This is a genomic window from Mesorhizobium sp. ArgA1 (assembly GCF_053714375.1).
This window is the reverse complement of record NZ_JBSKBQ010000001.1, coordinates 293932-313604: the sequence shown is the minus strand read 5'-3', so window position 1 is coordinate 313604 and position 19673 is coordinate 293932. Positions and strand designations below refer to the sequence as shown.

17 protein-coding genes are annotated in these 19673 nt (G+C 63.4%); 7 read left to right on the top strand and 10 right to left on the bottom strand.

Annotation, left to right across the window (positions count from 1 at the left end; all coding sequences use genetic code 11):
- Positions 1 to 18: 18 nt before the first annotated feature.
- The 4 genes from ACWGTI_RS01390 to ACWGTI_RS01375 all read right to left on the bottom strand — a co-directional run bounded on the left by ACWGTI_RS01390 (position 19) and on the right by ACWGTI_RS01375 (position 3522).
- Positions 19 to 711, bottom strand: coding sequence for an HAD-IA family hydrolase (locus tag ACWGTI_RS01390; protein ID WP_454586459.1), 693 nt, complete (start codon positions 709 to 711; stop codon positions 19 to 21).
- Between the two features lie 267 nt (positions 712 to 978).
- Positions 979 to 2352, bottom strand: a complete 1374-nt coding sequence (locus tag ACWGTI_RS01385; protein WP_454585465.1) for an aminotransferase class III-fold pyridoxal phosphate-dependent enzyme — start codon at positions 2350 to 2352, stop codon at positions 979 to 981.
- Positions 2353 to 2362: 10 nt separating this feature from the next.
- On the bottom strand, positions 2363 to 3202 hold the full coding sequence (locus tag ACWGTI_RS01380; protein ID WP_454585464.1) for a GNAT family N-acetyltransferase: 840 nt from the start codon (positions 3200 to 3202) through the stop codon (positions 2363 to 2365).
- Between the two features lie 179 nt (positions 3203 to 3381).
- The gene (locus ACWGTI_RS01375; RefSeq protein ID WP_454585463.1) at positions 3382 to 3522 is read right to left on the bottom strand and encodes a hypothetical protein; all 141 of its coding nucleotides are present in this window, start codon (positions 3520 to 3522) and stop codon (positions 3382 to 3384) included.
- Between ACWGTI_RS01375 and ACWGTI_RS01370 the strand changes: the two genes are divergently transcribed.
- Together ACWGTI_RS01370 and ACWGTI_RS01365 are read left to right on the top strand one after the other, a co-directional pair.
- Complete coding sequence (locus ACWGTI_RS01370) at positions 3521 to 4189, top strand: haloacid dehalogenase type II (RefSeq protein WP_454585462.1); 669 nt, start codon at positions 3521 to 3523, stop codon at positions 4187 to 4189. The two genes, ACWGTI_RS01375 and ACWGTI_RS01370, sit on opposite strands and share 2 nt — an antisense overlap.
- 16 nt (positions 4190 to 4205) lie before the next feature.
- Complete coding sequence (locus ACWGTI_RS01365; protein WP_454585461.1) at positions 4206 to 5480, top strand: NAD(P)/FAD-dependent oxidoreductase; 1275 nt, start codon at positions 4206 to 4208, stop codon at positions 5478 to 5480.
- A 38-nt stretch (positions 5481 to 5518) separates the two neighbouring features.
- On the opposite strand, the gene ACWGTI_RS01360 is transcribed toward ACWGTI_RS01365, so the two are convergent.
- The 6 genes from ACWGTI_RS01360 to argE all read right to left on the bottom strand — a co-directional run bounded on the left by ACWGTI_RS01360 (position 5519) and on the right by argE (position 12098).
- Positions 5519 to 6976 carry an NAD-dependent succinate-semialdehyde dehydrogenase gene (locus ACWGTI_RS01360; RefSeq protein WP_454585460.1) on the bottom strand — a complete coding sequence of 486 codons (1458 nt, stop codon included), beginning with the start codon at positions 6974 to 6976 and terminating at the stop codon, positions 5519 to 5521.
- Positions 6977 to 6993: 17 nt separating this feature from the next.
- The gene (locus ACWGTI_RS01355) at positions 6994 to 8037 is read right to left on the bottom strand and encodes a tartrate dehydrogenase (protein WP_454585459.1); all 1044 of its coding nucleotides are present in this window, start codon (positions 8035 to 8037) and stop codon (positions 6994 to 6996) included.
- Between the two features lie 10 nt (positions 8038 to 8047).
- Complete coding sequence (locus ACWGTI_RS01350; RefSeq protein ID WP_454585458.1) at positions 8048 to 9511, bottom strand: aldehyde dehydrogenase family protein; 1464 nt, start codon at positions 9509 to 9511, stop codon at positions 8048 to 8050.
- 149 nt (positions 9512 to 9660) lie between these two features.
- Positions 9661 to 10014 (bottom strand): cupin domain-containing protein, encoded by a 354-nt coding sequence (locus ACWGTI_RS01345; RefSeq protein WP_056582416.1) that lies wholly within the window; start codon positions 10012 to 10014, stop codon positions 9661 to 9663.
- Positions 10015 to 10037: 23 nt separating this feature from the next.
- A complete protein-coding gene (locus tag ACWGTI_RS01340) occupies positions 10038 to 10961 on the bottom strand; it encodes a 2-hydroxyacid dehydrogenase (RefSeq protein ID WP_454585457.1) in 924 nt (307 codons plus the stop codon).
- A gap of 12 nt (positions 10962 to 10973) precedes the next feature.
- On the bottom strand, positions 10974 to 12098 hold the full coding sequence (gene argE, locus ACWGTI_RS01335) for an acetylornithine deacetylase (protein ID WP_454585456.1): 1125 nt from the start codon (positions 12096 to 12098) through the stop codon (positions 10974 to 10976).
- Between the two features lie 241 nt (positions 12099 to 12339).
- Here argE and ACWGTI_RS01330 point away from each other — a divergent pair, with 241 nt between their 5' ends.
- The 5 genes from ACWGTI_RS01330 (at position 12340) to ACWGTI_RS01310 (ending at position 19654) form a co-directional block, all read left to right on the top strand.
- Entirely contained in the window at positions 12340 to 13242 is a 903-nt protein-coding gene (locus ACWGTI_RS01330; protein ID WP_454585455.1) for a GNAT family N-acetyltransferase, read from the top strand.
- 998 nt (positions 13243 to 14240) lie between these two features.
- Positions 14241 to 15767, top strand: a complete 1527-nt coding sequence (locus ACWGTI_RS01325) for an FGGY-family carbohydrate kinase (protein ID WP_454585454.1) — start codon at positions 14241 to 14243, stop codon at positions 15765 to 15767.
- Positions 15764 to 16540, top strand: coding sequence for a DeoR/GlpR family DNA-binding transcription regulator (locus ACWGTI_RS01320; protein WP_454576324.1), 777 nt, complete (start codon positions 15764 to 15766; stop codon positions 16538 to 16540). The genes ACWGTI_RS01325 and ACWGTI_RS01320 overlap by 4 nt, the downstream gene beginning before the upstream one ends.
- Positions 16537 to 18249 (top strand): glycerol-3-phosphate dehydrogenase/oxidase, encoded by a 1713-nt coding sequence (locus tag ACWGTI_RS01315; RefSeq protein WP_454585453.1) that lies wholly within the window; start codon positions 16537 to 16539, stop codon positions 18247 to 18249. The genes ACWGTI_RS01320 and ACWGTI_RS01315 overlap by 4 nt, the downstream gene beginning before the upstream one ends.
- Before the next feature lie 382 nt (positions 18250 to 18631).
- A complete protein-coding gene (locus ACWGTI_RS01310; protein ID WP_454585452.1) occupies positions 18632 to 19654 on the top strand; it encodes a sugar-binding transcriptional regulator in 1023 nt (340 codons plus the stop codon).
- Positions 19655 to 19673: the final 19 nt, after the last annotated feature.

The following is a 19673-nucleotide window of genomic DNA, read 5'->3' as shown; positions in this document are numbered from 1 at the left end:
GGCTTTCCGGGCTTGGGCTCAGGTTCGTTCCTTCAGGCTTTCCCGCACGGCCGCCGTCAATGCGGCCATTGAGGTGAAGTGGTAGTCCGGCGCGGTGAAGCGCTCCGGCTCGATCGTGCCGCCATAGCCCTTCTGGGCGTGCCGGCGTTCGATCCAGCAGTTGGTCAAGCCAAGCGCCCGGGATATGCCAATATCGTGATACTGGCTCTGCGCGACGTGCAGGATGTCGTCCTTGCTGTCACCCCGGGAGGCGACGAAATCGAAGACCTTCTGGAAGAACGCCGGATCCGGTTTCTCCGTTCCTGTATCGTCGGCGGTAAAGGTGGCGAAGAAGGGCGATCCGAGCTGCTTCTCGAAATGGTCGAGCGCCCAGCGCCGGGCATTGGTCATGGCGATCAGCTTGTGTGACTTCGCAAGCTCGGCCAATGCGGCTGCGCTGTCGGGAAAGCCTTGCCAAGCGCTGGCGGAGTCCCGCAGGTGGACGCCGCATTTCTCCTCGGCCGGCAGGCCGAGTTGCGGCGCGATGACCATGTAGACACGTACGAGATCGTCGGGGAACAGGCCCGCATCGGGCATGTAGCGGGCCTGCCGATACAGGGCCAGCGCGGCTTCGGCATCGACGGAAACGCCAGCGTCGGCGGCAATCCCGGCCAGGCAGGTCGTGATGCCACCTTCGAAGTCAATCAGCGTGCCGACGACGTCGAAGGTCATGTATTTGAATTCGCTAAAGCCCCTGGCCAAGACTGGCTCTCCTCTGCGCGCGGCCGAATTGCATGGTGCTGAACAGAACAAAATTCCGTGCTGTCCGGGGCATCGGCCTTTTCAAAAACCCGGAAATTCGAGGCTTCTGGCCTTGTCTTATAAGCAGTCTGGCACTTCCCCCGCGCTGGATTCGCCGAAAAGGCGCTGGGCTGCGGCACAAAATTGCGAAATCGTCTGCCCCGGCGCTATTTCGAAACACGTGGTATTCGTCGCCCGTCATGCCAGGGCCTGGCGGACGTCGGCATCGTCCAGCGTCTGGTCGAGCGTCCGGCGCGTGCGCTCGACGATCGCGTCGATATCGTCGTCCGTGCAGCAGAGCGGGGGAGCGTAGCCGACAACCCCGTTGGCAAAGGCACGGATGATCAGGCCATTGTCCCACGCCCTGTCGAAGACGCGCCGCGCCGGCATGGCCAATGCGGGAAGCGGTGTCTTCTTCTTTTTGTCGACCACAAGTTCGATTGCGGCAAGCATCCCGCGACCGCGAACATCGCCGACGAGCGGGTGATCGCTCAGGCCTTCCAATCCCGCCATCAGGCGAGCGCCGGCCTTGATGCCATTCTCCAGCAGGCCGCCTTCATAGAGTTTCAACACCTCGAGCGCGACGGCGGCGCTGACGGGATGGGCGGAATAGGTGTAGCCGTGGCCGACCGCCGAAGCGCCCGCGCCGTCGGCGATGACGTTATAGACATGATCGGCCATGAACACGGCGCCCATAGGAACATAGCCGGAAGTCAGCCCCTTCGCGGTCGTCATGAAGTCGGGAACGATGTCCTCCTCCGTGCAGGCGAACAGAGGTCCCGTGCGGCCGAAGCCGGTGATCACCTCGTCGGCGATGAACAGGATGCCGTACTCCCGGCAAAGTTCGCGCACCGCCTTGATCCAGCCCTTCGGCGGGACAATGACACCGCCCGAGCCCTGGATCGGCTCGGCATAGAAGGCGGCGACCCGCTCCGGTCCAATCTCCTCGATCTTGGCCTTCAGCGCGGCGAGCGATGCGGCGATGATCGCGTTGCCGTCCTCGCCCACCGGGTTGCGATAGGGATAGGGGGAGGGGATCTTGTGCTGCCATTCGAAGGGAATGCCAAAACCGGCGTGAAAGGCGGGCAATGCGGTCAGGCCAGCGCCGACCACCGATGACCCGTGATAACCCAGCTCGATGGAAATGAACTGGTCGCGCTTCGGCTCGCCCCTGGTATTCCAGTAATAGCGGACGAAACGGATCGTGCTGTCGACCGCGTCCGACCCGCCGAGCGTGAAATAGACGTGATTGAGATCCCCGGGCGCGCGCTCGGCCAACTCCGAGGCGAGGCGGATGGCCGGCTCCGAGCCGAGGTCGAAATAGGCAGTGGCGTAGGGAAGCTCGCGCATCTGCCGGGCCGCGGCCTCGACGATGCTGTCGTGGCCGTAACCGGCGTTGACGCACCACAGCCCCGCAAAACCGTCAACGAGTTGCTTGCCGGACGTATCGGTCACGGTCGCGCCCTTCGCCGATTTCAAAACGCGCACGCCGAGCGCCTCATGGCCGCGATAGGATGCGACCGGATGGATGAGATGGGCGCGGTCAAGTTCGATCAGGGAATTGGCGAGCATTGTTGTCCTCCTAGCCGAGCGCCTGGTTGGCGAGGGCGTAAACTTTTGGCCTGGTCTGTTCCGCGCCATTCTTGGGTGGACGGTCCATAGCCACGCCTCCGCCGACATGGGCGAGGCCGATTTCCTCGAGCCAACCGGCAAGGCCGGTCCTGCTGTCGGTATCCACGCGCAGGAAGGCGCCGGGGCGGCTCGCGGCGAAGAAGCCAATCAGTGCCTTCGCGGTGTCAGCGCTTTCCGCGATGACCGGTCCGATCACCTCACCGCGTCCGAACGGGCGGATCGCGGCATAGGCCTCTATGGTGCCGTTGCGGCGGATGATTGCGAACTGGCCGCGTTCGGCCAGCGCATCGATCAGGGCTTCCCGGTCGGCGCCATAGGCGTCGCGGTCCAGCGTCTTGATGTCAGGCAGATCGCCGGCGCCTGCTGCTTCCACGCCATCGGGCGCGCCGAGCGCTGCAACCGTACCTTGATGCTGCCGGATCGTGCCGGAGGGCACAAAGCCGAGCTTCTCATAGAGAGGCATGCCGTCAGTCGTCGCGACGAGCCGGAGCGGACGGTCGCCGGCAAGGGCGATGGCCTGATCCATGAGCCGGCGCCCGAGCCCCTTGCCCCGCACGTTCCTGTCGACGATCACCATGTTGATCATGGCGCAGTCCGCGCCATAGGGTGTCACCAGGATGGTTCCGGTGACACGGCCCCGGTCGTCGAGCGCGACCACGCCCCTGGAGAGCCGCAGCGCCATCTGCCAGTCCTGCGGGCGATGCGGCCAATTCTCCTGGCGAGAAAGCGCCACCGCGCCGTCGATATGGTCCGGCCCGAAGTCCTGGATTTCGATCTCGCCCTGCTGCATGAGGCATCCTTCCGTCTGCCCTCAAGTCTCGACCATTGGCGCGTCGCAAATCGTCTGAAGGCTTCGGCCTCGGCGGTATCTTTCGCCGTAGCGCGAGGGGTGCGCCGCATCTTGTGCTGGCGCCCGCCACGCGGAGGCGCTTCACCTCACGCGCGGCGCCGCGTTCGACACACCGGATGCTACAGCGTGCCAAACCGGATGGTGGATACGGAACTTTCTGCTTTCGGGAGGCCGATTTCGGTCAGGTAGGTCGCCACCACCCGTCCTATGATGAAATACATCCCAACGCGAATGTGCTTCCACTGGAGATCGACGGACATGGCTTCTTTCAGGCCCAAATACATCACCTTCGACTGCTATGGCACGTTGACCAATTTCCAGATGGCGGAAGCGGCGCGAGACCTTTACGGCAGCCGCCTCGACGAACCGCGCATGCAGGAGTTCATCAAGAACTTCGCCGCCTATCGGCTCGACGAGATCATGGGTCACTGGAAGCCCTATGCCGACGTTGTCCACAACGCACTCGAGCGGGCCTGCAAGCGCAATGGTGTTGCCTTCACCCCTAACGACGCCAGGATGGTCTATGAACGTGTCCCGACCTGGGGCCCCCATGCAGATGTCCCAGCCGGCCTGGCGAAGGTCGCCAAGGAAATTCCGCTGGTCATCCTGTCCAACGCCATGAACGCGCAGATCATGTTCAATGTCGAGAAGCTCGGCGCGCCGTTCCATGCCGTCTACACTGCCGAGCAGGCGCAGGCCTACAAGCCCCGGTTCAAGGGGTTCGAGTACATGCTCGACATGCTGGGTTGCGGGCCGGAAGATATTCTTCACTGCTCGTCCTCGTTCCGCTACGACCTGATGTCGGCACACGATCTCGGCATCAAGAACAAGGTCTGGGTCAATCGCGGCCACGAACCGGCAAACCCTTACTATGGCTATGTCGAGATATCAGACATTTCCGGTCTTCCGGGAGTGGTCGGGCTTTGAAACAGGCGGATCGTCGATGAAACTGATCTCCTACTGGCACGATACCGCCCCTGTATTTTCCGGCGGAGCGCAAGGCCCGGTCGAGGGGTACTATGATGCCGTCATCGTCGGTGGCGGCTTCACCGGTCTCGCAGCGGCGCGCCAATTGGCGAAGGCCGGCGCGAAGGTGGCGGTGCTGGAGGCGGAGCAGGTGGGCTGGGGCGCATCCGGCCGCAATGGCGGGCACCTGAACAACGGCCTCGCTCACAGCTATCTTTCGGCCAAGGCGGAGCTTGGGAAGGAACGGGCAATCGGGCTCTACCGCGCGCTCGACGACTCCGTCGACACCATCGAGGCGCTGGTTGCCGAAGAGGGCATCGACTGCAATTTCCGCCGCGCCGGCAAGCTGAAGCTTGCCTCCAAGCCGCAGCATTTCGAAGCGATCGCCCGCAACTTCGAAGCCCTCCATGCGGAAGTGGATCCGGATACGGCGCTGCTGTCGGCGGCCGATCTCAAGTCCGAGATCGGTTCGTCCTTCCACGGTGCGATGCTGTCGAAGAAGAGCGCCATGATGCATATGGGCCGCTATGTCGCCGGCCTGGCCACGGCAGCCACCCGCCATGGCGCCATCATCCACGAGAATGCGGCGGTGACGGATCGCAAGCAGGTCGGCAGCAGGCATGAGCTCACGACCTCCCGCGGCCGGATCAGCGCCGACAATGTGCTTGTTGCGACCGGCGCCTACACCACGCCGAATTTCGGCTATTTTCGCCGCAGGATCATCTCCGTCGGCAGCTTCATCATCGCTACGCGGCCGTTGAGTGACGCCGAGATCACTGCCACCATGCCCGGCAACCGGACATGCGTGACCTCGATGAATATCGGCAACTACTTCCGGCTTTCACCGGACAGGCGCCTGATCTTCGGCGGTCGCGCGCGCTTCTCGGCGACATCGGACCAGCGCTCGGATTCGAAGAGCGGACAGATATTGCAGGCGGGCCTCGCGGCGATCTTCCCGCAACTCGCCAAGGTCGAGATCGACTATTGCTGGGGTGGGCTGGTCGACATGACCAAGGACCGTTTTCCGCGCGCCGGCTACCATGACGGGGTCTGGTACGCGATGGGCTATTCCGGCCATGGCGCGCAGCTTTCCACCCATCTCGGCATGATCCTGGCCGATGCCATGCTCGGCCGCGAAGACCGCAATCCGATGAAGGGACTCGAGTGGCCTTCCATTCCCGGCTATTCCGGCAAGCCATGGTTCCTGCCGATGGTCGGCCTCTACTACAAGGCACTCGACCGGATCCAGTGACCGTCGATCCGGTGTGGCCGGGCCTCAGCCAAATTGCCTCAGCTGAGCCCGCCCATGTGGAAGCTCTTCATCTCGAGATACTCCTCGATGCCGGCCTGCGCGCCCTCACGGCCCAGGCCGGACTGCTTGACGCCGCCGAAGGGGGCGACTTCCATCGAGACCGAGCCGGTGTTGAGCCCCACCATGCCGAACTCCAGCGCCTCGCCGACGCGCCAGGCGCGTTTCAGGTTTTCGGTGTAGAAGTAGGAAGCAAGCCCGTAGGGCGTGCCGTTGGCGAGCGCGATCGCTTCCTCTTCCGTCTCGAACCGGAAAAGCGGCGCGACCGGACCGAACGTTTCCTCGCTGGCGAGCTGCATGTCTTTTGTGGCGCCGGTCAGCACCAGCGGCGCGACGTACTGAGGACCCTCCGGTAGCGCAGGCTTTTCGGTGATGATCACAGCGCCTTTGGCGAGCGCATCCTCGACATGGCGGTTGATCTTCTCAACCGCCGCCATGTTGATCATCGGCCCGATGGCGACGCCGGGCTGTGTGCCAGGCCCCACGGTCATGGCGTTGACGCGAGCGCTGAGCTTTGCGGCGAAGGCTTCGTGGACACCGGCCTGGACGAGGATACGATTGGCGCAGACGCAGGTCTGGCCGCCATTGCGGAACTTCGAGACCAGCGCGCCCTCGACGGCGAGATCGAGATCGGCGTCGTCGAAGACGATAAGGGGCGCGTTGCCACCGAGTTCGAGGCTGAGCCGTTTTACGCTGTCGGCCGCGCCGCGCATCAGCAGCGAACCGACCCGCGTCGAGCCGGTGAAGGAGATCTTGCGAACGGTCTCGTTCGCCATGATCTCGTTGCCAATTTCGGCCGGCATGCCCGTAACTATGTTGATGACGCCGGCGGGGATGCCCGCGCGTTCGGCAAGCACGCCGAGCGCCAGCGCCGAATAGGGCGTGAACTCGGATGGCTTGATCACCACCGTGCAGCCTGCGGCCAGCGCCGGCGCGACCTTGCGGGTGATCATCGCATTGGGGAAGTTCCACGGCGTGATGATGCCGCACACACCGACCGGTTCCTTCAGCACGATGATGCGCCTGTCTGGCGTCGGCGAGGGGATGGTGTGGCCGTTGATGCGGCGTGCCTCCTCCGCGAACCATTTTACGAAGGAAGCGCCGTAGCGGATCTCGCCCCGGGCCTCGTCCAGCGGCTTGCCCTGTTCCGTCGTCAGGATGAGCGCCAGATCGTCCAGATGCGCGAGCATCAGGCCATGCCAGGCTTCGAGCAGGGAAGCGCGTTCGGCATTGGTCCTCTTCTTCCAGTCGCCATAGGCGGAAGCTGCGGCCTCTATGGCCGCACGGGTCTCCGGACCGGCCATGTCGGGCACCGTGCCGATCGCCGCCTGGGTCGCCGGATCGACAACATCGACCGTCTTGCCGGAGTCTGCAGCGACCCGTTGGCCGCCAATCAGGCCGGCCTCGCGGAAGAGGTTTTTGTCTTTCAGGTTTTTCATCGAAAACGACCTTGCAATCAGGTGAGCGCCGCGACGATGGCGGCCGTGATGGATTCCGTGCTGTCCTTGCCGGGAATGGTGCCTATCCCGTGCGCGGTTGCGGCTTCGACTGCCTTCATGACGCGGCTGGCCGCATCCTTTTCGCCCAGATGATCGAGCATCATCGCGCCGGACCAGATGGTGGCGATCGGATTGGCGATGCCCAGGTGGGCGATGTCGGGCGCGGAGCCGTGCACCGGCTCGAACATGGACGGCGCCGTGCGGCCGGGGTTGATGTTGGCGGAGGCGGCGTAGCCGAGCCCGCCCTGGATCGCCGCGCCGATATCGGTCAGGATGTCGCCGAACAGGTTGGAGGCGACGACCACGTCGAGGCTCTCCGGCGCCATGATCATCCGCGCGGCGAGCGCGTCGACATGATAGCTGGTCACGGCGACGTCAGAGTACTCCGCAGCCAGCTTGCGGGTGATCTCGTCCCAGAACACCATCGAGTGTTTCTGCGCGTTGGATTTGGTGACGGAGGCGAGCTTGCCGCGCCGTGTCCGCGCCTGCTCAAAGCCGAAGCGTAGGATGCGCTCGACGCCGGCGCGGGTGAAGATCGAGGTCTCCACGGCGACCTCGTCCAGCGTGCCTTGATGCACGCGCCCGCCGGCGCCCGAATATTCCCCTTCGGTGTTCTCGCGGATGCACAATATGTCGAAGTTTTCCGCCCGCAGCGGGCCTGTCACGCCCGGCAGCAGGCGGTGCGGCCGGATGTTGGCGTACTGAACGAATGCCTTGCGGATCGGCAGCAGCAGCCCGTGCAGCGAAACGGAATCCGGCACCTCCGCCGGCCAGCCGACGGCGCCGAGAAGGATGGCATCGAAGCCGCGCAAGGTCTCGAGGCCGTCCTCCGGCATCATGCGGCCGGTGTCCTTGTAGAATTTGCAGGACCAGGGGAACTCGGTTCCGGTCAAGGCAAAGCCCGCGTGTTTGGCCGCGGTCTGCAGCACAGACCAGGCGGTTACGGTCACGTCGCAGCCGATGCCGTCACCGGGGATCAGGGCGATCGAATAGGACTTCATCGGCACCTCTTCACAGGCTGATCAGGACGCTCTTGGTCCTGCGGTTGGCTTGATAGGCTTCGCGGCCGAGATCCTTGCCGATGCCGGAGCGCTTGTAGCCACCGGTCGGCAGGATATGGTCGCGCGAGCGGCTGTAGCGGTTGACCCAGACCGTGCCCGCTTCGAGCCTGCGTGCCAGGCGGATCGTGCGGGATAGATCGGAGGTGAACAGGCCGGAAGCCAGTCCATAGGTCGGATGGGTGGACAGCGCCAGCGCCTCTTCCTCGGTCTCGAAGGTCTGGACGGTCAGGACCGGGCCGAAGATTTCCTCGACGATCGCGGGATTGGTCTGGTCCACATCGGCGATCAGCGTCGGCTCGTAGAAATAGCCTGGGCTGTCCATGGTGTGGCCGCCGGTCAGGCATTCGCCGCCGGCCTCGACGGCGGCCCGCACGATGCCCTCGACACGTGCCCGCTGCCGTTCCGAGATAACAGGCGAATACTGTGTCGATTGGTCCCAGGTCGGACCGGGCCGCACCGCCTTCATCTTGTCCAGGATGGCGGCCGTCAGCCTGTCGGCCACGTTCCTCTCGACGATCAGGCGCGTGCCGGCGACACAGGCCTGGCCGGCGTTGAAGGTGACGCTGCCGGCGATGGCGGTCGCCGCCTTGTCCAGATTGGCATCGGCAAAGACGATCTGCGGGCTCTTGCCGCCGAGTTCCAGCGTCATCGGCTTGACGCCGGTGCGGGCGACGTTCTCCATGATGGCCGAGCCGGCGCGGGTCGAGCCGGTGAAGCTGACCTTGGCGATCTCGGGATGACCGGTCAGCGCCGTACCAGTCGTCGGACCGTCGCCGAGCACCACGTTGATCAGCCCGGCAGGCAGGCCAGCCCTGACGGCGAGCTCTGCCATATATACGGCTGAGAAAGGTGTCATTTCCGACGGCTTCAGCACCACCGCATTGCCCGCGGCCAGTGCCGGACCAAGTTTCCAGCCGGCCATCGAGATAGGAAAATTCCAGGGCGTGATTGCGCCGACCACGCCATAAGGTTCGCTCATGATCATGCCAAGGGTGGCATCGTCCGTGGGTACGAGCTCGCTGCCTTCCTTGTCGGCGAATTCGGCAAAGAAGCGGATCTGCTCGGCGGTCACGGCGATGTCGCCGGCGACGAGCTGGCCGACGGGCCGTGTCGAGCACAGAGCCTCGATCTTTGCCAGCGTTTCGGCTTCCGCCTCGATCAGGTCGGCCCAGACCTGGAGTGCCTTTGTGCGCTCGCGCGGCCGAACACCGCCCCAGTTGCTGGCCTTCAACGCCGCCTTGGCGCTCTCCACAGCCCGGTCGACCATATCGACGTCGGCTACGGGGCTGGCGGCGTATGCCTTGCCATCCGAGGGTCGGCGCATCTCGATCGCACCCTCCGCCGCGATGAGCTCTCCGCCAATGAAATGGCCGACAGGAAGGGAGACGGTATCCGGATCGAAGCTCAACTTCATAGGCGACCACCTTGCAGCATTCTGCGGGAGCCTAGCGCGGGCAGGAGCGCAGCATGCACCGTTCGACGATCAGTCGCGGATGATTGTTGCGTGCTAGCGATGAAGGACGGCAAAATCTTTTGCGGGGCCAGCACCTCGCTCGCACGCCATTACCCTACCGTGACGTAGATCTTGCGCACCGTTTCAATGGTCTTCCAGACACCGGTGAAGCCGGGTTTCATCACGAAGCTGTCGCCGGCGCGGTAGGTCACCGCCTCGCCGCCATCGGGCGTGATTTCAATCACGCCAGTGAGGATATGGCAGAACTCGAAAGTCTCCCCCTTGATCGAGCGCGTCTCGCCGGGCGTCGCTTCCCAGACGCCGGTATGGACGAGATCGCCCTTGGCCGCGTCCTGCGCCCAGGTCTTGAAAGCAGGCTCGCCGGCTATCAGTCGTTCGGGCAGCGCCCGGGATTCACGCGGCGGGAAGGCAGGGCTGGTTTCGACGGTCTTGAGCAGGGACAAGGGATGGCCTTTCAGGTTGGATTTCAATAACCGCGCGACCGGTCGACGAGCCCGATGGGGTCGAGGCCGGCGCGGTGGCGTCGGATGTTTTCGATGACGGCGCGCGCAGCGGTCGCGGGCTGGGTGACGCTGGCGACATGCGGAGTCAGGATGATCTTCGGATGCCGCCAGAACGGACGGCCCGCGGGCAGCGGTTCGGGATCGGTCACATCGATCATCGCCGCCGAAAGGTGGCCGCTGTCCAGCGCGACGAGAAGCGCTTCATGATCAAGCTGCTGCCCGCGACCCGTGTGGACGAGCGCCGCGCCCTTGGGCAGTCTCGCGAACAGGTCGGCATCGAGGAAACCGCGCGTGTCTTCGGTCAGCGGCAGAAGGCAGATGAGTATGTCGCTGGCCGCGAGCATCTCCTCCAGCCCCAGTTCGCCATGATGACAGGTCACGCCCTCGATCCGCCGCGGCGAGCGGCTCCAGCCCGCGAGCGGAAAGCCGAAGGGCTTTAGGCGATCGAGGACGGCTTGGCCGAGTTGCCCGAGTCCGAGGACGCCGATCTGGCGCGACCCGGCTTGGAGTTGCCCGATGTCGCGCCATTGGCCGGTGCGCTGCTGCGCCAGATAGGCGGGCAGGTTGCGATGCAGGGCGAGCACGGCAAGCGTCACATATTCCTGCATCATGCGCACGATTCCTTCCTCGATCGTCCGCACGATCTTCACCTTCGCCGGCACGGCATCGAAGCGAAACTGGTCCACGCCCGCGCCCAGGGAAAACAGGATTTCCAGGTTCCTGTAGCGCGCGAGGTCTTCTGGCGCGGTCCAGGTAATGAGATAGCGTACCGCGTCGGGATCGACCGTTGTGGAATCGATGGTAAAGGGGACGTCCGGCAGTTCTTTGGCGAAGGCTTCGGCGAAGATCGCCCCGCGCCGCGCATCGGAATTGAACAGGAATGTCATTCCGGTTCCCCTTCAGGCCGCGCAACGCGCGCCCAGCGCCTCGATCAATCGCTGGCAGGCGGCGAGTTCGCTGGTGAGGATGTATTCATCCGGCTTGTGGGCTCGGCCGATGTCGCCGGGACCACAGATGATCGCATCGATCCCTGCCGCCTGGTAGAGCCCGGCCTCAGTGCCGTAGCTGACGGCGGCGATCGGTGTTTCGCCGGTCAGCTCTTGCAGCAGCGCCGCCACCGGCGCGTCCTGTGGCAGCGACAGCGCCGGATAGGCGCTGAGCGGCGTCCATTCGACCCGAAAGCCGTCGGCCTCACAGGCCTTTGCCTTCGCCCTTGCCGGTGCAAGCAGGCTGGCCGGGTCGACGCCCGGAATGGTGCGCGCCTCCAGCTCCAGCGTGCAGCTGTCGGGAATGATGTTGACCGACCGTCCGCCCTTGATCACGCCAGCCTGCAGCGAGGAATAGGGCGGCTCGAAGGCCGGGTCGAACGGGCCATGCGTCAGCCGCTCGGCTTCGCTCACGATCGCAGCCAGCGTTTTGGCCATGGCGTGGAGGGCGTTGAGGCCGAGGTCGGGTCGCGAGGAATGGCCGGAGCGGCCGTTGATCGTCACACGGGCGGCCGCCTTGCCCTTGTGGCCGCGCACGGCGCGCAAGCCGCTCGGCTCGCCGACGATCACGCCGAGCGGTTTGGCGCAAAGTTCGGCAAGGCGCGGGATCAAATGCGGCACGCCGCGGCATCCCACCTCTTCGTCATAGGAGAAGGCGAAATGGATTGGCCTGGCAAGGCGCAGCTTCGCCAGCATGGGCACGGCCGCGAGCACCGCGGCCAGAAACCCCTTCATGTCCGTGGTGCCGCGTCCATAGAGCCGCTCGCCCTCCCGGCGCAGCGTAAAAGGGGCCGAGCTCCACTGCGGTTCGCCGGCGGGGACGACGTCCATATGGCCGGACAGGATGTAGCCCGGGACATCGACAGGGCCGATCGTCGCGAAAAGATTGAAACGGTCGCCTTCCGGCCCCGGCAGCACCGTGACCTGCGCCCCGTGCCCCGCGAGGTAGGCCTCGATCCACTCGGTGATGTCACAGTTCGGCTTGCCGGCGACCGATGGGAAGGCGACGAGACGGTCGAGGATGTCGAAGACGTCCATTCCAGCCCTCAAAGCATATCGGGATCGCCGGAATCGATGCCGACGATTGTGTGCTGCTACATTTCCGCAGAGGATGTCTGCGTTCTCGCGCGATTGCATGCCGAAAGCGGAAATGTTTCAGTTGAATCTTGCGTTGGCAGGGGGCTTTCGAGCAAATCGTACGGGCCTGTTTGTTTAGCGTTGGTGGACAAAGAGCTGTTGCGGCGTGTCGCCGGTCAATTTGCGGGGATATTTCAGAGGCATGGACTTGAAGCCGTCCGGAAACTTGAAAATCGACACCTTCTCGATGCGTATCGGTGACATCGAAGGCGTCGAGCTGGACCGGCTGCATGCACTCTCGCTCTCCGTGGGATGGCCACACCGCGCCGAGGATTGGCAATTCCTGCGCGAATCGGGAGAGGGGTTCGTGGCGCTCGACGAGATCGGTCGGGTTCTCGGCTCGGCCATGTGGTTCGCACATGGCACCGATTTCGCCACCGTGGGGATGGTCATCACCTCGCCGCGACTCCAGACGCTGGGAGCGGGGCAATGGCTGATGAAGCGGGTCTTCGACAAGGTCGCCGGGCACGATTTGCGCCTTAATGCAACGCGCGCGGCAAGACGGCTCTATCTCTCGCTCGACTTCCAGCCGGAGAAGACCGTTTATCAATGCCAGGGCACCGCCCGGATGCAGACGATGGCTGGGCCGGCAGATATTCGAGGCGATGTCCGGACTTTGGACGCAAGGGACATTCCCGCGACAATCGCGCTCGACGCGGCAGGATTTGGCGTGAAGCGGGCGGCACTCATCGAAAGGCTTTTCGCGCACTCCACCGGCTATGGTCTTTTCAAGGGTGACAAGCTGAACGCGTTCGCGCTTTGTCGGCCGTTCGGGCGGGGCCATGTCGTGGGGCCGGTCGTGGCGGAAAGTGACGCCGACGCCGTGGCGATCGTGCGGCCGCACGTGGCCGAGCATTCGGGGTCATTCCTGCGCATAGACACCCACATGGACAATGGCGAGTTCGCCGCCTTTCTGTCGCACAGCGGAATGCCGGTTTTCGACACGGTGCTCACCATGTCGATGGGCAAGCCCCTCGACGATTTTGCCGTCGGCGGCTCAACTGGACTGGTGACCTATGCGCTTGCCAGTCAAACTCTCGGGTAGTTGAGTCGAGGCAGGCGCGGCTGTTCAGGCCTTCACAGGCACTCTTGTGGCGCTAGGATAACTAACATCCAAAAGTACGGTTTCTGCAGCTATACTTGGACCAAACGCAGCAGACCAAAGTGGATTGTCACAGCCTTCGAAGTTACCCAAGGCAGGCGTGCATCAATGCATATCTAGCCAAGTTTTGACGATGAAAGCGTCGCGGAACCATACGGAACGATACGGGAAGATTTCTGGTTTTGGCCCGCGAAAAACCCCATGAAATCAACGTTCTTGATACGTCCTCCGGGCCCACCATTCAGTCCGCCAGTTTTGGCATTCTTTCGACCGTCTCAGAATAGGCCGATATTTCCGAAGGTTAGCGGCGCCTTCGCGGTAACGCTTGGCGGAGACGCCGCTGACAACGCTTTGGTGGTTTCCCGACAGCCGAAAAAGCTGTCACGGGGAGCCCAACCCAGCAGCGGGTCGATCCTCACTCGACGGACGCCACTTGGGTGATCTGGCTGGCAGTTAGCTCAGGTCCGATGCCCGCCATCGCTTTCCGTTTGCCGCCGGGCAGCGATTGCACGGTCGAATTCGACACCAAATCGAACTGAAGCGCTCCGACCGAATGTCGGCTCTCCAGCCTTTCTATGTGTGCACCTGATTCGCCATTTTGCTGCGAGATCCAAGAAGCAGACGCTCGAAGGGCGAGCTATGGGATTGTGGGCGTGAGTGAACGAATCAGGATGAGATATTGAAACTAGGAAAAAACGCAATTAAATCATATACCTTTGTAGACGTGCACCGCTCTCAACAGCCAAAACAGCGTCGACTTACGTGGCAATGTCCCACATATTGACGTTAAATTAACATCGCGCTATGGTTCGTTTGATCCGTCGGGTGCCATCACTTGTATCATCGTTGCTCGTTGATTGTCGCCATTTCCGCCACCCTTGCCCCAGCCTGCAGGATTGCCCTGCAGTGCGCATCGCCAGTTGCTGAAAGAGGCGGTGACCATGCCTTGTTTGCTCGGTATCGATAACGGTCTCACGGTTACCAAGGCGGTGATCTTCGACGCCGACGGCACGCAGTTGTCGGTGGCGCGTCGGCGGGTTGCGCAGTCGATGCCCCATGCGCGCTGGGTGGAACGCGACATGGCCGGTCTCTGGCGAGCGACCGCCGACGCAATCAGGGAGGCGATCGCGCTCTGTGGCCGCCCGGCCGACGATATCAAGGCGGTGGCGGCGACCGCGCATGGCGACGGTCTCTATCTGCTCGGCAAGGATCGTCGGCCGCTCGGGCCCGGGATCCTGTCGCTCGACAGCCGCGCTGGCGAGGTTGTCGAACGATGGTCGGCCGAGGTCTTCGAAGACGCGTTGGCGCGCACCGGCCAGGCGCCGCACGTCTCGGCGCCATCGGCGCTGCTGGCATGGATCAGGCAGAACGATCCGGACCGCTACGGGCGCATCGGCCACGTGCTGGCCTGCAAGGACTGGCTGCGCTTTTGCCTGACCGGCACCATCGGCACCGACCGGACGGAGGCCAGCACCTCATTCACGGATTTCCGCACCCAAGCCTTCGCGCCGGAAGCGATGCGCATCTTCGGCCTGGACGATCTTTTCGAGGCGCTGCCGCCGGTGGCACATTCGGCCGACATCGTTGGGCATGTCACCGCCGAGGCCGCCGAAATGACCGGTCTGTCCAAGGGCACGCCCGTCGCCTGCGGCCTGCATGACGTGACCGCCTCCGCACTTGGCATGGGCGGCCATGAGGAGCGCACGCTCGCCATTGTTGCCGGCACCTATTCCATCAACGAAGTCGTTTCTTCAGAGCCGCGCGTCGACAGGCGCTGGTTCTGCCGCAACGCCCTTGACGCCGGACGCTGGAATAACATGGCGATCTCGCCGGCCTCGACCGCCAACTATGACTGGTTTCTCGACACGTTCTGCCGCTCGGAACAGGACAGGACAAACGCGGATGGCGGTTCCATCCACGAAACGCTGGCAGCAGAGATCGACGCCGCGCTGGAGAGGCCTTCGACCATCCTGTTCCACCCCTATCTGTTCGGCTCCCCTCACGGCGAAATCGCCAGCGGCAGCTTTGTCGGCCTGCACGGCTGGCACAATCGCGGCGATATGCTGAAGGCGGTTCTGGAAGGCATTGTCTTCAATCATCGGACCCATGTCGAAGCCTTGCGCGACGGCTTTGCTATCAGCGAGATCCGCCTGACCGGGGGCGGTTCGCGCAACCCCGCCTTCGTGCAGATGTTTGCCGATGTGCTGAACGCCCCGGTCACCGTCACCTCGACCGATGAGGCCGCCGCCCTGGGCGCCGCCCTTTGTGCCGGTGCCGCGGTCGGCTTGTTCAAGACGCCACAAGAAGGTGCAAGGCAGGTCGGCATGATGGCACGGAAATATCAGCCCGTGCCAGCCTCAACTGCTGTGTTCAACGAGCGGTTTTCGCTCTACTGCCGCATCGCCGAGCAGATGAAGGCGCATTGGCCGGAAATCGAAAGGCTGGCGCGGCCGGAGGGAAACGCATGATCAAGGCCGACGAACGACGCGAAGAGATCGCCGACTATGTGATCAAGCTCGGCCAGGTGCGCATCGACGATCTGGTCGAGCATTTTGGCGTGTCGCGCATGACCATCCACCGGCACATCGACCGGCTGGCGCAGCAGGGCGTGCTGCGCAAGCTGCACGGTGCGGTGACGGTTCAGCCGTCCGGTCTCTACGAAAGCGCCTTCCGCTACCGGGTGACGGTCAACAGGGCCGAGAAGGATGCGCTGGCGCGGGCAGCACTGGACTATGTCGAAGCCGGCCAGGTGGTGATGCTCGACGATTCATCGACGGCAAATGCTGTTGCGACGCTGCTGCTCGACGTAAAGCCGCTGACGGTCGTCACCAACAGCGTGTCGACGGCTGCGCTGATGATCAATGTCGATGACATCGATTTCATCTGTCTCGGCGGCCAGTACCACGGCACCTACAATGCCTATATCGGCATCGTCTGCGAGAATGCCGTGGCGCAGCTGCGTGCCAATGTGCTTATCTGTTCGGCTTCGGCCATCACCGGCACCACGGCCTTCATCCAGGATCCGAATGTTGTGCGGGTGAAGCAGGCGATGATGGCTGCATCGGCCAAACGCATCCTTTTGGTCGACCACGCAAAGTTCGACCGGATCGCGCTGCATGTCTTCGACGATCTGACCAGTTTCGACGCCGTGCTGGTGACCGAGGGCCTGGGCGATGCGCAGGCGCAGAGCCTCGAGCGGTCGGGCGTGAAGCTGCGCATCGTCAAGACGAAAGCGCCATGAGCCCAGCCGACGGAGCAGGGGCGGACAATCGCGCCGGGCGTCTCGCCGCAATGGCTGCGGCCGGCGAGGTCGACGTCGTCATTCTTGGCGCCGGCATCAACGGGGCAGGGCTGTTTCGCGACCTGTGCTCGCAAGGCGTCAGCTGCCTGATCGTCGACAAGGCGGATTTCGGCTCGGGCACCAGTGCCGCGCCGTCGCGGCTCATCCATGGCGGCCTGAAATATCTCGAAACCGGCGAGTTCGGGCTGGTGGCGCAGTCGACGCTCGAACGCAACCTGCTTCTGCAGAACGCGCCGCACTATGTCAGCCCGCTGCCGACCGTCATCCCGATCTTTTCCTGGGGCAAGGGCATGCTGGCGGCGCTGCGCACGCTGTTCGGCTCGACCAGCGCACCGCGTAGCCGGGGCGCCATCCTGATCAAGATCGGCCTGATGATCTATGACTTCTACGGCTCGCGAAACCAGGTCATGCCACGCCACCGCATGGTCGGGCGGCGGCAGGCGCTAGGCGAGATGCCGGCACTGAGCCCCGCGATCGTCGCCACCGGCACCTATTACGATGCCAAGATAAGCCATCCCGAAAGACTGGTGCTGGAACTGATCCTCGACGGGCTGCAGGCAAATACAGCCTCCGCCAGCGCCAACTACACGGCACTCGGTACTTCAGCCAATGGGGTGCTCACCTTCCGGCAGGAAAACGGCAGCGCATTTTCGGTGCGGCCGAAGCTGGTGGTCAACGCCGCCGGTCCGTGGATCGACGACGTCAACGCGTTGCTTGGCGCGCCGTCGAAGATGATCGGTGGCACCAAGGGTTCGCACATCCTGTTGAAGCACGACGCGCTGGTCGAAAGCCTGGCCGGGCGCATGCTCTATTTCGAGGCCGATGACGGCCGCATCTGTCTTGTCTACGACTATCTCGGCCTGGCGCTGGTCGGCTCGACCGACATCAAGGCCAACGATCCGGACGCGGTGCGCTGTGAACCCGAAGAAGTCGACTATCTGCTCGACAGCGTGCGATCGCTGCTGCCGGGCATGGCGTTCGAGCGCGACCAGATCGTCTATGCTTATAGCGGAATCAGACCGCTGCCGACGTCCGAGGCAGCGACGCCCGGACTGATCAGCCGCGATCATTCGGCACCGGTCGCCGAGCCGGACGGCAACAGGCCGTTTGCGGTCATTTCGCTGGTCGGCGGCAAGTGGACGACCTTCCGCGGTTTTGCCGAGGAAGTCGCCGACACCGTTCTCAAGCGCCTGCAGCGCAGCCGCAAGGTGTCGACACAGTCGATGCCGATCGGCGGCGGGAGGGATTTTCCGGCCAATGCCGCGGCGCGCGCCAACTGGCTGGCTGAGGCTCAGCAGGCAACGGGCGCCGGGGAAGGGCGCCTCGACCAGTTGCTGTCGCGCTACGGGACCAGAGCAGTGCAGATCGCCAAGTGGGGGGCGAATGATGAGGGTTGCCTGCCGGACTCCGACGGCTACGGCAAATCCGAAATCGACTACATCGTCCGCAACGAATTCGTCGAACATCTGGCCGATATCGTCATGCGGCGCAGCACGTTGGCGATAGGCGGTTCGCTGACAAGTCGCGATTTGCAGAAGATTGCCGCGATAGCCGGACGGGCGCTGGAGTGGGGCACCGAGCGGCTCACGCGGGAAGTCGAAGCCGCGATTGTTGAGCTCGAAGGCCGGAACCTGATGCGGCTGGACTGATCGCGCTATCGCCGATGCCGATAGCTGTTCCTGAGGCAAATCGATCGGTTTGGCCTTGTTGCGCTTTGTGCGCAAAACTTCCCATCTCACAGCCAGATTGGGATTTTCCAAAGCCACGATGCATTTGAACAAAAACAAACTCTTAGCAATGACTTCGGCTGCCGTCACCTACGCATTACAGTTGTCTTTAGCATGAGATAACACAGATTGACGTTAAATTAACACCTCTCTATGATCGCCTAATATGCTGGGCTCCTAATAGGCCGCTTTGGCTTCCGATCCGTCGGCTGGGGCAACCATCCGCGAAGGGATTGACAGCGATGCAAAGGTATGAAAATTTTTGCACACAAAGATAATAATATCATCTCGGGGAGGAGATGGCTTGAAATCCGGTGGAGCCGCGAACCGCGACCATGAGTCCAGCCTCGCCACGCGTGCGGCCTGGCTTCATTATGCCGGGGGTCTGACGCAGGCTCAGGTGGCCAAGCGGCTTGGCCTGACCAGCCTCAAGGCGCACCGGCTAATCACCAAGGCCAACCAGGAAGGACTGGTCAGGGTTTTCATAGACGGCGACGTCGCCGAATGCGTCGACCTGGAACAGCGACTGACCGCCGCCTACGGGCTCGACTATTGCGAAGTGGTTCCCGATCTCGATCAGGAGGAGCTGCCGTTGAAGGGGCTGGGTATTGCCGGCGCCCAGTTTTTGAAGCGCGAAATCGATCGCGGCGAAGACATGCTGATCGGCGTCGGCCATGGCCGCACGCTTGCGGCCAGCGTCGAATATCTGACGCGCTCCACTGCTGCGCACATCCGTTTCGTCTCGCTGCTTGGCGGCGTGACGCGCAAATTCGCCGCCAACCCGCATGACGTCATGCATCGCCTGGCCGAGCGGACCGGCGCGCAGGCCTTTGTCATGCCGGTGCCTTTTGTCGCCAACACCGCCGAGGACCGTGAAGTGCTGCTTGGCCAGCGCGGCATCAGCGATGTCTTCGCTCTCGCCAGCCGGTCCGACCTGATGTTCGTCGGAATAGGCACGGCCGAGCGGGAGGCATCGCTGGTCGCCACAGGCATGATCGAGCCCTCCGAAATCGATGAGGTCAAGCGTGACGGCGGCATCGGTGAATTGCTGGCGCATTTCTTCGACGACAAGGGGCGACCTGTCGAAACGGCGCTGTCGGAGAGAATACTGGCGCTTCCGCGAGACCAGTTGAAGGGCCGCAGGATCGTTGCCGTCGCCGGCGGCAAAGTGAAGGTGCGGGCCATCAAGGCAGTGCTTGAAAGCCGCTATCTCAGCGGCCTGATCACCGACGAATGCACGGCCCGCGCGCTCGTCGAGCAAAGCCGGCTCGATGATGCAGCCGGTGCCACGAAGCGCCGCGCGAACGGAGGATCGACGAATGCGTGACAACCGAAAATCCGTATCG